Source organism: Bdellovibrio sp. ArHS, from assembly GCF_000786105.1.
GTDB lineage: Bacteria > Bdellovibrionota > Bdellovibrionia > Bdellovibrionales > Bdellovibrionaceae > Bdellovibrio.
On record NZ_JTEV01000018.1, the window covers coordinates 1 to 15,446 of the forward strand.

The following is a 15,446-nucleotide window of genomic DNA, read 5'->3' on the forward strand; positions in this document are numbered from 1 at the left end:
CAGTGCCACGATTGCTTTCACGATCACATGCAGCTCGACTTGCAAAGCAAATCGTGCAACAGCAGCTCCGGCCAAGGCTGATAAAATCGCGGCCACCCACACTTTAATTTGGAAGCGAATTTTCAGTCCGGTGTGACCAATCTTTTTATTCAAAGATTTGCGAAGAAAGTAAAATTCAATCCAACCCGCAAGACCTGCAGACACCGTCAAACCGGCTGTTCCCCATTTGCGATCAAAGCCTAAAACATCGGGTAAATAAAATGCGAAAATCACACCCAAAATAGTCGTAAAAATCACACGAATGATCGCAAACTGCAAAGGTGTGCGCGTGTCTTTAAGGGAATAAAATGTCGAAGAATAAAGACGGCCCAATGTAGATGCGAGAAGTCCCACCGAGTAACCCGCCAAAACCATCCACACGAAATCCGTATTTTCTTTTTGGAATTCACCCGTCTGAAAAACCGCGCCAACAATAAGATCACCCAAAAATAAAAAGGCCACGGCGGACGGAATCACGAAGAAGGCAATTTGTTCAAGTCCCCGATTCAATCTTTTTTGCAGGTACTCGCGCACCTCTAGTTCGGAACCTGTCGCCTGAGACATGGCCGGAAGTTCTGCCACCGACACACTCATACCAAAAAGACTCACCGGTAACAGATAAAGCGTCTGCGCATAGGCCAAAGCGGAAACCGCGCCCGTAGGTAAAAGACTGGCCAGCATGTTGTCGATGTAGGCACTGATTTGCACGACCCCTCTTGAAACCACCACTGGTGCAAAATTTTTTGTTATCGAGCGCACACTGCCTAACTTTAGATCCAACGACGGAAAAATCTTTTTCCCCAGGCGCAGGGCCGAGGGCAGTTGAATGGCAAATTGCAAAAAGCTGCCAGCCACAAGTCCCCAAGAGACTGTCACGGCCAGGTCATACTGCCCCTGACGACTGCCCCACATCACCAAGGTGAAAATAATCGCTAGATTCCAGACCACGGGAGCGACATAAGAAAGAAAAAACTTGCGATGTGAATTTAAGATCCCCAAACACCATGCCGACATAACCAGAAAGCCGGTGCCAGGAAAAAGAATCTGCACAATCTGAATGGTCAAGGCGCGTTTTTCCCCTTGAAATCCGGGCGCGATAACATCAATTAAAAAAGGCGTTGCGAAAACACCGACCAAAACCAGCGCGGAGGTCATTAAGAATAAAAGGCTGCCAATGACCGAAGCCACCTTGGCCGCTTCTTCATCATGTTTTTTAGCTAGCAGCTGAGCGTAGACCGGAATAAAACTTGCGGAAAGAACACCTTCACCGAAAAGATTTTGTAGAAAATTAGGAATTTTTAAGGCCGCCTTAAAGGCGTCCCCGGCATCGGAGTTGCCAAAAAAGTGCGCGAAAACTCTTTCACGAACCAGCCCTGCAATACGACTTAAGAAAATTCCCAAACCAACTAACAGGGCATGACTTTTCACTCTTCAACCTCGGCATCTTCATCATCTGGCTCATTCAATTGAAGCAGAATGCGCTCCGCCAGTACGCGATTAAAGCCTTTAAGTGTGGCGATCTCTTCTGGTACGGCACCCTTGATTTCATCAATAGAGTTAAAGCGAGTCAAAAGAACTTTCTTTCTTTTTTCGCCTAATCCCACGACATAGTCTAATTCGCTTTCCAAAGAGCTGCTTTCGCGAAGTTTGCGATGGTACGTGATGGCGAAACGATGCGCCTCGTCCCGAATGCCCGTTAGAATATGCAAGGCCTCCGCATTGTGTTTAAAGATCACGGGATTTGATCTGTTAGGCAAAAAGAATCTTTCTTCCGTAGATTCTATTTCCTGCTTTTGGAAATCACTTTCGGTGCGAGCCTTGGCCAAACCGACCACAGGAATATCATTGCGGCCGATCTCTTGCAGGATTTTTATAGCCTGAGCCAACTGTCCCTTCCCACCGTCAATAACGATCAGTTGGGGATCCTCGTATTCCGTGTGCTTAAAGCGGCGACTCAAAACCTCGTACATCGAGGCAAAATCATTGATTCCTTGAACCGTTTTAATCTTATAGCGACGATAGTGTTCCTTGGCGGGAACCCCATCTTCAAACACCACTTGTGAGGCCACCGTCTCAGCCCCTTGGAACGTCGAAATGTCATAACACTCAATACGGCGCGGAAGCTCTGGCAAAGAAAGCTTTTCTTTGATTTCATCCAAACCACGAAGTTTTTCCTCGGATTTAGAGACGTATTTTAAAAAGTGGGCCTTGGCATTTTCATTCGCCATATCCACCAAATTGCGTCCTCGTTCATCCGTCGCAAAACGCACTCCCACTTTATTTCCAGAGCGCTCTTTCAGAACCTCACCCATAAGTTTCGTCAGGTCATTGCCAATATCAACGGCGAGCAAAACTTCGTCTGGAATGAAGTTGTCCTCGTAGTATTGATTCAGAAAATCCACGAGCCACTCGCGAGGATCCTCGGCCGGATCATTGGGATCAAAATGAGGCAAGAAGTGCGGACGCGTTCCGATCACCCGACCTGAACGCACGTGCACTGTTTCCACCAGACAGCCGCGATGATCCCCGAAGAAACCAACTGCATCCTGATCTTTTTCCGAAGTGTCATTGATGACCGCTTGTTTTTCCAAAATGGCTTTGATGGCCTGGACCGAATCACGCAAACGAGCCGCGACTTCGAATTTTTCTTCTTCGGCTGCCACCATCATGCGCTCAGTGATGGTTTTGACGACCTTCTTGTTCTGACCTTTTAGAAAAAGTTTGGCGCCTTCAACCTCAGAACGATAGTCCTCTAGAGAAATATAGTCCACGCAAGGAGCCGTACAGCGTCCGATTTGATAAGTCATACAAGGACGTGTGCGCGATTTAAAAACCGCATCGGTGCAGTCGCGGACTTTAAAAGTTCTATTTAAGAAACGAATCGTCCCCTGCACCGCCAGACCCGAGGTGTAGGGACCGAAATAAAGAGAACCATCTTTTTTGACCTTCCTCGCAACATAAAGTCGAGGATAGTCGTCAGCCCAGGTAAAACGAATATAGGGGTAGGCTTTATCATCGCGCAGTCGAATGTTGTATTTCGGGCGATGTTTTTTTATTAAGGACGCTTCCAGCAAAAAAGCTTCGACTTCGGTCTTCGTCAAAATATATTCAACTTCATGAATATTCTGAACCAACAGACGCGTCTTAGGAGAGTGATCTTTGCTGTCAGTAAAATAGCTTCGCACCCGAGACCGCAAATTTTTTGCCTTACCGATATAGATAATCTTATCGGTTTGGCTTTTCATCAGATAGACTCCACTTTGGGTCGGGAATTCTCTGACTTTGTCGCGAACCTCTTCAAACCTTGAGTTCATTCAAGGCCCTCTTTCAAAACCTCAGCGCTTTTTTGCTCTACCTCACCACTACGCAGTCCCAGATCAATAATTTGCAGACGTTTGATTTCGTCACGAACTTTGGCGGCTTCCTCAAATTCAAGTTCGGCAGAAAGTTTTTTCATCTTAGCGCGCAGTTTTTCGATCTCTTCCTGAAGTTTATCTGGCTGATGCGCAAACTTCGAAGTGACAGCCGCCGTTTTGTTTTCACCTTGCAGCGGCCCTCCGGCCAATGTGCCGTCAAAAACTTCGCCCAAGCCTTCTTTAATCCGCTTACGGATGGATTGCGGAGTGATGCCGTGGTCTTCATTATACTGTTGCTGGATACGCCGACGGCGTTCGGTTTCACCCATCGCTTTGGCCATGCTATCGGTGATTCTATCGCCGTACAGAATCACCTGACCGTTCAGATTCCGGGCCGCACGACCGATGGTTTGAATCAGGGAACGCTCGGAACGCAAAAAACCTTCCTTATCTGCGTCCGTGATGCCGACTAAGCTCACCTCAGGAATATCCAAGCCTTCTCGCAACAAGTTGATGCCGACAAGAACATCAAACACACCCAGACGCAAATCACGAAGAATTTCGGTTCGTTCTACGGTCTGCACTTCACTGTGCAGGTATTTCACTTTAATTCCCAAGTTTTCGTAGTACTCAGTAAGGTCTTCAGCAGAACGCTTCGTCAGCGTTGTGATCAAAACCCGTTCGTTCTTCTTAATACGCTCACGAATTTCTTTTAAAAGATCATCCACCTGATGCTTCACCGGTCGCACTTCAACAACCGGATCGATCAATCCCGTGGGACGAATGATCTGCTCAACAATAACACCCTCGGATTTTTGCAGCTCGTAATTACCCGGAGTGGCGGATACGTAAACCACTTTATCCATCATCGCTTCAAACTCTTGAAAGTTTAAAGGTCGATTGTCCAAGGCTGAAGGCAAACGGAAACCGTGCTCTACCAAAGTCATCTTGCGCGCGCGATCCCCACGGTACATGCCACCGATTTGTGGAACCGTCACATGAGACTCATCGATGAAGGTGACGAATTCTTTAGGGAAGTATTCAAGAAGCGTGGGCGGTGGTTCACCCGGCCCGCGCCCTGTCATATGCCGAGAATAGTTTTCGATGCCCTGACAAAACCCCATCTGCTCCATCATCTCGATGTCGTAGTATGTTCTTTGTTCCAAACGTTGTGCTTCCAGAAACTTCATCTCTTTATTCAAGTCCACCAAGCGCTCTCGCAATTCATCTTGAATGGTGCGGATCGCTCGCTTGAGATTGTCATCACTGGTAACGTGATGACTGCCCGGATAAATGCCAATTTGATCCAGCTCTTCCAAAACCTGTCCCGTTAAAGGATCAATCCAGGACAGTCTTTCAATAAAATCACCGAAGAATTCGACACGCACGGCCCGATCTTCTTCATAAGAAGGAAAGATTTCGACATTGTCACCGCGCACGCGCACGGTTCCGCGCGAAAAATCTACGTTGTTACGTTGGTATTGAATACGAATCAGTTCACGGATCAAATGATCCCGTTTCATTTCCGTATTCGACACGATTTGAATCATCATGCCTTCATAGGCTTCCGGCGAACCCAAACCATAAATACAAGAAACCGAACTTACGATGATCACGTCGCGGCGATCAAACAAAGAACGCGTGGCCGAGTGGCGCATGCGATCGATCTGTTCATTGATCGCGGAATCCTTTTCGATATAAGTATCCGTCGAAGGAATATAGGCTTCCGGCTGATAATAATCGTAATAACTGACAAAATACTCAACCGCATTGTGGGGGAAAAGCTCTTTGAACTCGGCATAGAGCTGCGCCGCCAGGGTTTTATTCGGAGCCAACACCAAAGCCGGTTGATTCAATTTTGCAATCGTGTGCGCCATCGAAAAAGTTTTTCCCGATCCGGTCACACCCAAAAGTGTCTGATGTTTTAATCCCGCCTCAAAGTTTTCCATCATCTGCTGAATCGCACGCGGCTGATCCCCAGAAGGTTTATACTCAGAGACTAGTTGAAAGTTCTTTTTATAAGTAGAGGCCATCCCTTCGAGCATAGCATAATTTCAGAGGCAACCTGCTTCCTTTTTTTGGGTCTACATTGCGTCAATCGAAAGTCCAGGCGAACCCTTTCTGCGTAGTGACATGATTTGCCCTTGATTCACACTGAGCTCCGGTCAAGAGTTTTACTATGAAAAACCTAAAGCGAATTCTGCTCGTTCTTGTGATCTTCTTTAGCGCGGCTGCGTTCTTTGTTTATTTCTCGATGACAAGTGCCTTGGCCCCCCTCGATGGACAATTAAATCTTCAAGGACTTTCTGCACCTGTTAAAGTCACTCGCGACACGTTTGGAATTCCTCACATAAAAGCTGCAAATAAAATGGATGCCCTGCGCGCCCTGGGTTTTGTCATGGCCAGCGAAAGGCTTTTTCAAATGGAGCTATCTCGCCGGATGACCCAAGGGGAACTCAGCGAAGTTTTCGGTGAAATTGCTCTGAACAGCGATAAGCTTTATCGTAGTCTGATGATCAAACGCTCTGTTGAACGCATGCTTCAACATGAAAAGCAAAGTGGACTGTTTGACGAAAAAATGTGGGACGAGATGGCGGCCTATTTCGAGGGCGTCAATCAGTATATCGCCACACGCCCTTTACCGCTGGAAATGAAAGTCCTGGGCTTAAAACCACGACCCTTTTCTCCTTTAGACGCCTACATCATGACCGGTCACATGGCCTATAGTTTTGGCATCGCTTTAAAGGCCGATCCCTTGATGTCAGAGCTTGCAAAAAAACTTTCGGAGGAGCAGTTTCAGGCTCTCAGAAACAACCCTTTGCCCGTCCCCTTCAAAATCGTCGACAACAACGCCGCTTTCCCGGTGTTAACGGAAGGCCTGTTTATTCCCGCTTTTGAAGGAAGCAACTCGTGGTTGATCTCACCTAAAAAATCCCTTTCAGGAAAAAGCATCTTCGCCAATGACCCCCACATCGGTTACTCACTTCCCGCCGTCTGGGTCGAAGCTCACATTCAAACACCGGAGTTTGCGCTTTACGGCCATTACCTGCCCTTGGTGCCTTTTGCGATTTTGGGACATAACAGACATCACGCCTGGGGCTTCACCATGTCGATGACCGATGACATGGATTTGTACCGCGAGACTCTAGATCAAGAAAAGAAAACGGCGTTGTTCAATAAAAAACCCGAACCCTATCAGGAGTGGCAAGAGATCATCAAAGTCAAAGACCAGGAGGACGTCACGATCTCGATGATTGAAACCCGGCATGGGCCCTTGATGGATGCCCTTTTTTCACAGAAGAGTCTGGCTTTAAAGTGGGCCTTTCATCGCAAAGAAAATAATCCGATGAAAGCCTTAAAGCTGATGGCTGAAGCCCAAAGTCTGAACGAATTTGAATCCGCACTGAAGACCGCAACAGCCCCCGGCCTGAATGTCATGTACGCGGATGCCGAGAACATCGCGTGGTGGGTTTTTGGTGATATTGCTGTCAAAAAGAATCCTAATTCCGACATGCTTTTAGATGGAGCCTCCGGCGATGACGAGTATCTGCGTTTATTAGAATGGAACGAAAAACCTCATTCCGTGAACCCTTCTTCCGGTTTCATTGTCACGGCGAATTCGCGACCCGCGATGCTGCCTGCGCATATTCGTGGAGACTTCCAGGCAGATGATCGTTATGAAACTCTGGTTCAAGCTCTTTCAGAAAAAGATCTGTGGAGTGTAGAAGAGTTTAAAACTTTACAAACTGAAAACTACAACATCTTCACAAAAAGAATTCTCGACACATTACTGACGGAGCTACAGTTAACGCCTGAAGAAAACGCCAAATACGTGCGACCTTTGCAAGAATTAAAAGATTGGAACCTTCGCTCGGACATCTCTTCAACCGCAGCCAGCCTGTATCATCAATGGAATAATGATAACATTCTGCTCATTCTTGCAGATTTGCCTGAGCAAGATCGTAAGGAATTTCTGAATACGCCTTATGCGTGGCAGTTTTATCGTCGCACGATTCTTAATGAAAACTCTCCGTGGTGGAAGGACCTTCGCCGCTCGGCTGTTGTCACCACCGGATTTAAGAATGCGGTTGAAAAAGTAAGACAAAAAACTTGGGGAGAGCTTCACACCGTCGAATACATCCATCCCCTTGGCCGCACTCCGCCACTCAACAAGGTTTTCAATCTCGGCCCCTACCCCATCCCTGGCGCCTATAATGAAATCAACAACAACAAAATGCGCGGAATGGGAGGCGACTTCAAGGTGGTAGCGGGCCCTTCCACTCGCCGGATTATTGACTTCGCCGAACCTCAAAAAAGCTGGGGTATAAATCCCATCGGGATTTCGGGCCATATGCTTTCCCCGTTTTACAAAGACCAGGTTCATCTTTTTATTGAGGGAAAATACCGCCAGCAGTGGATGGATGAAAAGGACATTGCGGGAGTCAAAACTCATGAGCTCACCCTGGAATAATTTCCAAGACGTGAGCTTTCGCCCCCCCCGGAAACTCACGGATCAGCATTGCTAAAATTTTTTTCAATCCGGCCCAATCTTAACAATCTATCGCCCCAACTTCTGCTATAAGAACGCCCAATAAACCAAAAGGAGAGTTTCTAATGAAGTATCTTATGGGCGCTTTCGTAATGATGTTTTCTTCTTTCGCATTGGCGGCGGGCCCTTGTGAAAACTACGCCAAAGCCGCTGCTATTCGCAAATACAAGGCGGACTCTGGTGTCATCCAGGGCTCGCAAGGCATTCAATATTGGGCGGTTCAAGAGGCAGGATGGAACAATCCCTATTTGTATACTGTCACGATCGCTGACAACAACGAAGACGGTGAATTCTGGGAAGTGGATTACGAAGTGACGATTCAAGAAAACCACGGCCGCTGCAAAACAGTTTCCGTAAAAGAAGTGGCGAGCCGAGACTGATTTCACATAACAAGGGACTTTACCAGCGTCCCTTGTTTTTCCCAAAGCCCCTTCTGTATAATTGCAAACGCTTGAAAGAATCCTTCCGCTAAAGCAAAACCATGTCATTCTGATTCCAACACAGGAGGCATGATGAAACTTTTATTTCTTTCCGCTTTGGCGGTTTCTTCGTTCTCGCTGCATGCCTGGGCCTATCCCAGCGTGGGAGACAAAGTTCAATGGACCGGGACTGTTCAACAACGCGATGGCACCCAAAAATCGGTGCGTATTGTAAAAGAAGTCGTGAAGTTTAATAAGGACACCCAAAAGTGGACCGTGAAATACGAAGCCACCATGGGCGGCGACGTCTTTTCAGAAAACATCGAAGTCTCAGAACTTTATTCTCCGGAACGTTACAAACAGATTCTGGCAAACTGTGTTACTAGTGGCGGTTCCATCGAAAAAGTCGAAGCCGCCCCCGGAACTTACGAGACCTGCAAGTTGACAACAAAAAACACCGACGGATCGATTGTCGAAAAATGGTGGGGCAATATTCCATTTGGAGTGGTTAGCAAAAATACAAAAGCCGTCGTCAAAGGCACAAAGTTAGCCGATATTCCGGACCTTCAATCCATCGTCGCGGGTCTTTAGCAAGTACACCCCCGACAACTTGTAAAAAAAACGCCAGACATCGCTGGCGTTTTTTTCTACTTCGTCACTTCCCAGAAACTCCCCGTCGGCGTATCGCTGACGGAAATCCCCATACCGGTCAACTTTGCGCGCAGTTCATCCGACTTGGCAAAGTCTTTGGCTTCACGGACTTGCGCGCGTTCTGCCACCAAGGCATCCACTTCCGCACGTTGCAAATTCATCTTAGCTAGCAACATATCGTCAAGCTGGATCAGGAAAGAACTTGCCGGCTCTTGGAATAAACTTAGAATGCGACTGAGCTTTGCCACGAACTGTTTAAAGGCAACGGCTTTCCCCTGTACCGCCGGATTTGTTTTCATGCCCCGTCGGACCTGAGCATTGAACTGACGAACCACTTCAAAAAGGGCCGCGAAAACTTCGGGAGTTCCGAAATCATCATTCAGAGCGGATTCACACTTTTTCCAAGCCTCTTGCGTGATTTTTTCAAATCCTGCGTCAGGGGAAACACCTTCAGCGACGTACTCATCCGCCAAGGAAAGTGCCGAATAAATACGTGCCAACCCTGAGATCGCTCTTTCGACCGCCGCTTCACTAAAATCACTCATCGTGCGGTAGTGCACGGAAAGAACCATCCACTTATAAATTTCTGCGTTGTTGGTTTCCAGAAATTCCCGCATGGTCACAACATTACCTAAAGACTTCGACATCTTCTGGCCGCCGAAATTCAACATATTGTTGTGCATCCAGTATTTTACAAAATGTTTTCCGGTGCAGCCTTCACTCTGAGCAATTTCATTTTCATGGTGAGGGAAAATCAAATCCATCCCACCGCCGTGAATATCAATCTGATCACCGAAGATTTTTTTAATCATCGCGGAGCATTCGATATGCCAGCCCGGTCGGCCAGGCCCCCAAGGAGAAGGCCAGGAAACTTCACCCGCCTTGGCCGCTTTCCAAAGGGCGAAATCCATCGGATTGCGCTTTTTTTCATCCACGTCAACCCGAGCCCCCGCCTGCAGTTCTTCGGGATTGCGACCGCTTAACTTTCCGTAACCATCAAATGACTCGATCGAATACATCACATCGCCTTGAGTTTCATAGGCGATCTTCTTAGATACCAACGTCTGAACCATCTCAAGGATTTCATCCATGTGTTCAGTCACCTTGGGATTGTGATCGTGTGGACGCAGCCCTAAAGACGCAAAATCCTTTTTATATTCAACGATGTACTTTTCCGACAAAGCCTGCGGATCCATCCCCAACTCATGAGCCCTATTGATAATCTTATCGTCCACGTCGGTGAAATTCAAAGCGTAGTCAACTTTATAACCAGAAGACTCCAACCAGTTGCGAACCAAGTTAAAGAACACAACCCCGCGGAAATTCCCGACATGAAGAAGGTTATACACCGTCGGACCACAGACATACATTTTCACCTGACCCGGAGTCAGAGGAACAAATTCTTCAAGCTGCTTAGACTGAGAGTTGTAAATCTTCAACGACATCTTTCACCTATAGTTGTGCCAAAGCTTTTTCGGCGCGCGCGACCAAAGAGTCTTTTTTAATTAGCGGCACCAGAATCTTTAATTCAGCGCCATGAGGTTTACCAATCACCGCCACACGAATCGGCATGAAAAGGTTCTTCCCCTTGGCTCCCGTCTGATTCTTCACTTCATCTTGTATTTTTAAGAACTCATCTTCCGACATATAGTCAGAGGTGTGAGCTTTGACCAGATCGCGCCATGCCGTCAAAACGGCCTTGGTGGCTTCCCACTTCATCGCCTCTTCCGCTTCCGGAAGGATCACATACGACTTATCATTCAGAGGTCTATAAAGCTCAATCGCGTCAGACAGGATTTCCATATAGGGCTTAAACACCGTGATGGATTTATCCTGCCACACAGGATCCTGGGGAAGTTCCATTTTTTCTCGGGCCAAGAACGGCTGAATCGCATTCCACAGTTCCATATTCGGAAGCGCTCGCAAATGTTGCGAATTCATCCATTTGAATTTCACACGGTCAAAGATCGCCCCGGATGGATTCAAACGAGAAATATCAAACGCTTGAATCATGTCCTCCACGGACATGATCTCTTTACCCTCAGGATGCGACCATCCAAGAAGCGCGATGAAATTCAAAACTGCCGAAGCAAGGTAACCTTCCTCTTTCAAAAGACCACACGCCACAGCCCCTTTGCGTTTCGAAAGCTTTTGGCGATCTTCATCAAGAATCAAAGCCATGTGACCAAATTCAGGAAGTGGCCAATTCAAACCTTCATAAATCATCATTTGCCGAAGTGTATTTGGCAGATGTTCTTCCGCACGGAAAACATGGGTGATCTTCATCAAGTGATCATCGACCACGCAGCAGAAGTTATAGACGGGCATACCGTCAGAACGCAGAAGAACAAAGTCACCAACCATATCAGAAGGAAACTTCACTTCCCCACGAACCAAATCGTGAAGCGTGTAGTCCTTCGCCAAACCTTTGGTTTTAAAACGAACAACACCTTTATTGCCTTTTTTAATATGCTCTAAAGCTTTTTGCAGAGGCCATTCTTGATAAGGAGAATTCACATGCGGAGAACGTCCCGCCGCTTTGGCTTCTTCCCGTTGCTTTTCAATTTCTTCATCAGTCAAAAAGCAGTAATAGGCCTTGCCTTCATTTAATAGCTGGTCCGCATATTTTTTGTAAATATCCTGACGCTGACTTTGGCGATAAGGTCCTAACGGTCCCACATCTTGCAACGTTTTTGGATCGACACCTTCATCCCAAAGAAGATTCAGCCACACTAGATCGTCCACCACACCACGCAGAGACTCTTCCGTCGAACGCGCCTCATCAGTGTCTTCAATACGCAAGATAAACTCGCCGCCATTTTTCTTAGCAAAAAGATAGTTGTAAAGAGCCGTTCGGGCCCCCCCGACATGCAAATACCCTGTGGGAGACGGTGCAAAACGAACGCGCGGATGCGGTGAAATTTTTGAGGTCATGAGAACTCCAAGTTGCCCGAGGCACAAATAAAAAAGGCCTGGTTAGAAACCAAGCCTAAAACTTATATTCTTTTTTTACCTAAGTCCACCACATCAAGGTGGGGGCCGACTAGCCCGTGATTCCGAAGATGGCTTTCACTTCTTCTTCCATAAAAAGCTCTTCTTGGCTGGTCGCCAAAGTCAGCTCTTTCAAAAGAAGACTGCGCGCAGAATCAAGCATCTTGCGCTCGCCAAAAGAAAGCTCTTTGTCCGCTTTCAAGAGGAATAAATCGCGTAAAACTTCAGCAATTTCGAAAACGGAACCCGTTTTGATCTTTTCCATGTACTCGCGGTACCGGCGGTTCCAAGTTTGATTGTCGATTTTGATGTCTTTTTCTTTAAGAATTCCAACGACCTTGTTGGCTTCATCCTTCGAAATGATCGGACGAAGCCCCGCAGATTTCACGTTCGTAGTAGGGATCATGATTTTTAAGCCAGTGTCGACCAGTTGCATGTTGTAGAATGTTGTTTTAGTTCCCAACATTTCTTTGATTTCAATAGAAACCACTTTCACAACGCCATAGCCGGGATAAACAGCATTATCACCAACATTAAACGTCTGCATTCGACCTCCCCCTTAGATTGGACAGAGTTTCAACCTCGTCTGTTCTATCAAATCTGACGCAAGTTATCAAACGAGAGCGGGGTGTTAGGAAATATTTTCAGAGGGATCTTCAGAAGCAAAAAGGCCTGGGATAAACCAGGCCTTTTTTAAATAGTTTCAAATACTTAAACCATAAAATTAGAGTTCAGTCGCGGTGTATACAAGAGCAAAAGCTTGCGAGCCATTCTTACCTTGCGGAACTTTAAAGCCTTTTACCGTGAGCTTATAAGATCCAGCCGGAAGGCCGGATTTTTCGATCATTTCAAGGTTGTTCACGTGATCATTCATGCTCAGCGTCTGACCGTTAGGAAGAGTCAAAACCAAGTCTAAGTCATTTACTAGAGCTTGCGCTGCATTTGCAGATCCCGGAGCATCCGTCCAAACAAGGTTCGCGTAGAGTTTACCTTCACGAGACAGTGTAAAGTCGTAAGAAACTTCCTGACCTTGCGCAACGCCCTGGCGATTGTCGACGAACTGAGTTTTGGACCCCAAGTTTACGATATTCTGAACGTCTACACGACCATAACCCTCGTCTGAATTTGGACGACGAGTCAAAATCTCTTGCCCACGCGAGGCCCCGATTTCACCGAACTGACCTGGATACATATCCACAGCCGTATGAATCATTGTCGCCTTCAACAATGCGGCTGAAGGTTTTTGAATGTTGAGCTTTTCAACCAACACCTGACGAGCCACAGCTGCAGCCCCCGCCGTCAGAGGTGTTGCCATTGAAGTGCCGCCAGACCAAACATAGTCTTTGTTGTAAGCGCCCCACAATTCCGAAGCGTCTTTTTGTTGAGACTTCACGCTTAAGATGTTTGTGCCTGGAGCCACGATATCTGGCTTCACACGACCGTCTGCCGTGGGCCCGCGAGACGAGAACATCGCCAGACCATTTTCGTTGTTAGAGATGTAATCGCTGTAGATGGGCTCTGCAGGCCATTCGTCCTTCGCGGCTCTCAACTTGCTGATAGGCACTTGAATACCACCGGTTGTAACGACGTTTTCAGAAGCCCCTACCGTCAAAACGTTCTTAGCTGTGCCAGGAGAAGCCATGGAGTTTGCATCGATACGACCGTCTTTATTCTTGTCCGCGCCACTGTTTCCAGCCGCGAAAAGAACCAGCATATCCGGATTGTCGTATAACCAAGTATCTACTTGAACCGCGAAATTATCGTAGGCACCAAACGTACGTGCTCCCCCCCAAGAGTTAGTGTGGATGCTGGCGCCGTCAGCTTGAGCTTTAGCAAACAAATCTCCCAACTTGGATGGAACACTTAGATTTTTAAGCATCGGTGACCACATACCTTCAGCCACCATTTTTGCTTCATAAGCTCCGCCCTTTAGCAGACCATTTGAAGCCGTGCCGCGCCCCATGACGGAACCGGCAACGTGCGTCCCATGTCCCATCGGATCATCCCAAGTTTTTGACCAAAGACCGAAGGGGTAACCAGAGATCACACCACCGGCGAAATCAGCATGGATGGCGCTAGCACTGCCTGAATCCAAACCCGTGTCGGCCATAGAAACGATCTGATTACGGCCGGTAAAGCCCTGAGCCCACGCCGCTTGGAACTTCATGACACGAGTTCCTGGTTCGTCGCCCGTTAAATCAGAATAGTCCCCGGCTGCCGTCGCATGGACATCTGCAGCTAAATCCTGATCCATCACGAAATGGAAAGACTCAATTTCTGGAGTTGGTTGCACGTGTTCGACTCCTGATAAAGCCGCAACCTGGGAAACAAGGCCACGCGGAAGCAAAGCCATCACAGAGTTTCCATCAACAACTTGAAGTTCTACTTGAGGACTTAAGGCCGTCATTTTTGCAGCAACAAACTCTGCATCTGATGCTTTAAATGTGGTTACAAGGACAGACTGAACAGCGTCTTTATTGAAAATGCTGGCAACATCAAAAGTGTTGCTGATCTTATAGGAAGCAGAATATCTAACCACAGCTTGAATTTCAGGATGAGAGTTTTTGAAACTCAAAAGCTTGGCATAAGTTCCACGCACCACCAAAGCGTCGTCTGGAAGGTAACCGAAAACTTCAAACTGCGATTTCATTTTGGCTTTATCAGCCTCTGTAATCGCTTTTTTGAATTGCACGATGTACTCAGTCGGCTGAACTTCCATCATCCAAGATGCTGCGTAGTTGTTCGAGATTTTTGTAGTGTCAACGGCACCACTGTTCAACTTCAAAACAGTTCCGGCACTAGCGGCGCTTGCAGCCATCGCTGCCATCACCGTGGTTGTTGTGATGCTTTTCACAAGACGATTCATCTGATACCCCCTCATAGGGAAAAATCACACCACGACCGAGGTCGAGTATCAAATGGAATATTTATGTCGCACTGAGTGAAAACTCTAAGACTTGCGCTTAGAGTTTGTGAGCCATAACGGCTAAAGACAGATTTCCCGCCATCTTTCCCTTGGAGTTCATGCCGAACTCCATTTCCTGGTTTTCGGGAGCGAAAATTTGCGCGCGTTCGGTGACTTTCGACTGCCCTTTCACACGCTTCGTAACAAGGACATCCATGTAAAGACCGTCTTTGTTTTTCACCTGAGACTTTTTGGCGAAGACTTCCACCAGAGTTTCGGTTTGTCCGTCATCAGAAAACTGACTGACGAAACTTTTTTTGCCGGACTTAGCCACCGTGTTTACAGAAATTGGTGACTGACCTTTGATGCCGACTCGCATACTGACTTTATAAGAAGAAGGAGCTGCCAAAGCTGATAAAGAAATGAAAGCTGATGCCGTAACTATGCTGAAAAATCTTTTTGTCATATGAACACATCCTTGTGATCTCTTTCAGGATGACTCAAAAAAAAAGTCTTCGCAACTTTATTTTTAAAAA

Annotated in this window: 11 protein-coding genes; 3 read left to right on the forward strand and 8 right to left on the reverse strand. The window is 47.1% G+C overall.

The genetic code is table 11. From position 1 onward, the window contains the following. The 3 genes from murJ to uvrB form a co-directional block, all read right to left on the reverse strand. Window positions 1-1,467, reverse strand: a 1,467-nt coding sequence (gene murJ, locus OM95_RS10145; RefSeq protein ID WP_291516088.1) for a murein biosynthesis integral membrane protein MurJ, incomplete at its 3' end; no start/stop codon positions are given. Further along, the gene (uvrC, locus tag OM95_RS10150; RefSeq protein WP_041873289.1) at window positions 1,464-3,353 is read right to left on the reverse strand and encodes an excinuclease ABC subunit UvrC; all 1,890 of its coding nucleotides are present in this window, start codon (window positions 3,351-3,353) and stop codon (window positions 1,464-1,466) included. The genes murJ and uvrC, both read right to left, overlap by 4 nt. Next, the gene (uvrB, locus tag OM95_RS10155; protein WP_041873479.1) at window positions 3,350-5,428 is read right to left on the reverse strand and encodes an excinuclease ABC subunit UvrB; all 2,079 of its coding nucleotides are present in this window, start codon (window positions 5,426-5,428) and stop codon (window positions 3,350-3,352) included. The genes uvrC and uvrB overlap by 4 nt, the downstream gene beginning before the upstream one ends. 146 nt (window positions 5,429-5,574) lie before the next feature. On the opposite strand from uvrB, the gene OM95_RS10160 reads away from it, so the two are divergent. The 3 genes from OM95_RS10160 (at window position 5,575) to OM95_RS10170 (ending at window position 8,954) form a co-directional block, all read left to right on the forward strand. Next, complete coding sequence (locus tag OM95_RS10160; RefSeq protein ID WP_291516092.1) at window positions 5,575-7,866, forward strand: penicillin acylase family protein; 2,292 nt, start codon at window positions 5,575-5,577, stop codon at window positions 7,864-7,866. A 143-nt stretch (window positions 7,867-8,009) separates the two neighbouring features. Beyond that, window positions 8,010-8,324 carry a hypothetical protein gene (locus OM95_RS10165; RefSeq protein ID WP_041873290.1) on the forward strand — a complete coding sequence of 105 codons (315 nt, stop codon included), beginning with the start codon at window positions 8,010-8,012 and terminating at the stop codon, window positions 8,322-8,324. A 129-nt stretch (window positions 8,325-8,453) separates the two neighbouring features. Further along, complete coding sequence (locus OM95_RS10170) at window positions 8,454-8,954, forward strand: hypothetical protein (RefSeq protein ID WP_291516094.1); 501 nt, start codon at window positions 8,454-8,456, stop codon at window positions 8,952-8,954. 56 nt (window positions 8,955-9,010) lie between these two features. Here the strand turns inward: OM95_RS10170 and cysS are convergent, their stop codons facing one another. The 5 genes from cysS to OM95_RS10195 all read right to left on the reverse strand — a co-directional run bounded on the left by cysS (window position 9,011) and on the right by OM95_RS10195 (window position 15,376). After that, entirely contained in the window at window positions 9,011-10,459 is a 1,449-nt protein-coding gene (gene cysS / locus OM95_RS10175; RefSeq protein ID WP_041873295.1) for a cysteine--tRNA ligase, read from the reverse strand. A gap of 7 nt (window positions 10,460-10,466) precedes the next feature. After that, window positions 10,467-11,948, reverse strand: coding sequence for a glutamate--tRNA ligase (gltX, locus tag OM95_RS10180; protein ID WP_041873297.1), 1,482 nt, complete (start codon window positions 11,946-11,948; stop codon window positions 10,467-10,469). A 109-nt stretch (window positions 11,949-12,057) separates the two neighbouring features. Beyond that, window positions 12,058-12,552 carry a CarD family transcriptional regulator gene (locus OM95_RS10185; RefSeq protein WP_041873299.1) on the reverse strand — a complete coding sequence of 165 codons (495 nt, stop codon included), beginning with the start codon at window positions 12,550-12,552 and terminating at the stop codon, window positions 12,058-12,060. Window positions 12,553-12,729: 177 nt separating this feature from the next. Next, window positions 12,730-14,871 carry a S8 family serine peptidase gene (locus OM95_RS10190; RefSeq protein ID WP_041873301.1) on the reverse strand — a complete coding sequence of 714 codons (2,142 nt, stop codon included), beginning with the start codon at window positions 14,869-14,871 and terminating at the stop codon, window positions 12,730-12,732. Window positions 14,872-14,968: 97 nt separating this feature from the next. Next, entirely contained in the window at window positions 14,969-15,376 is a 408-nt protein-coding gene (locus OM95_RS10195) for a hypothetical protein (protein ID WP_041873304.1), read from the reverse strand. Window positions 15,377-15,446 lie beyond the last annotated feature (70 nt).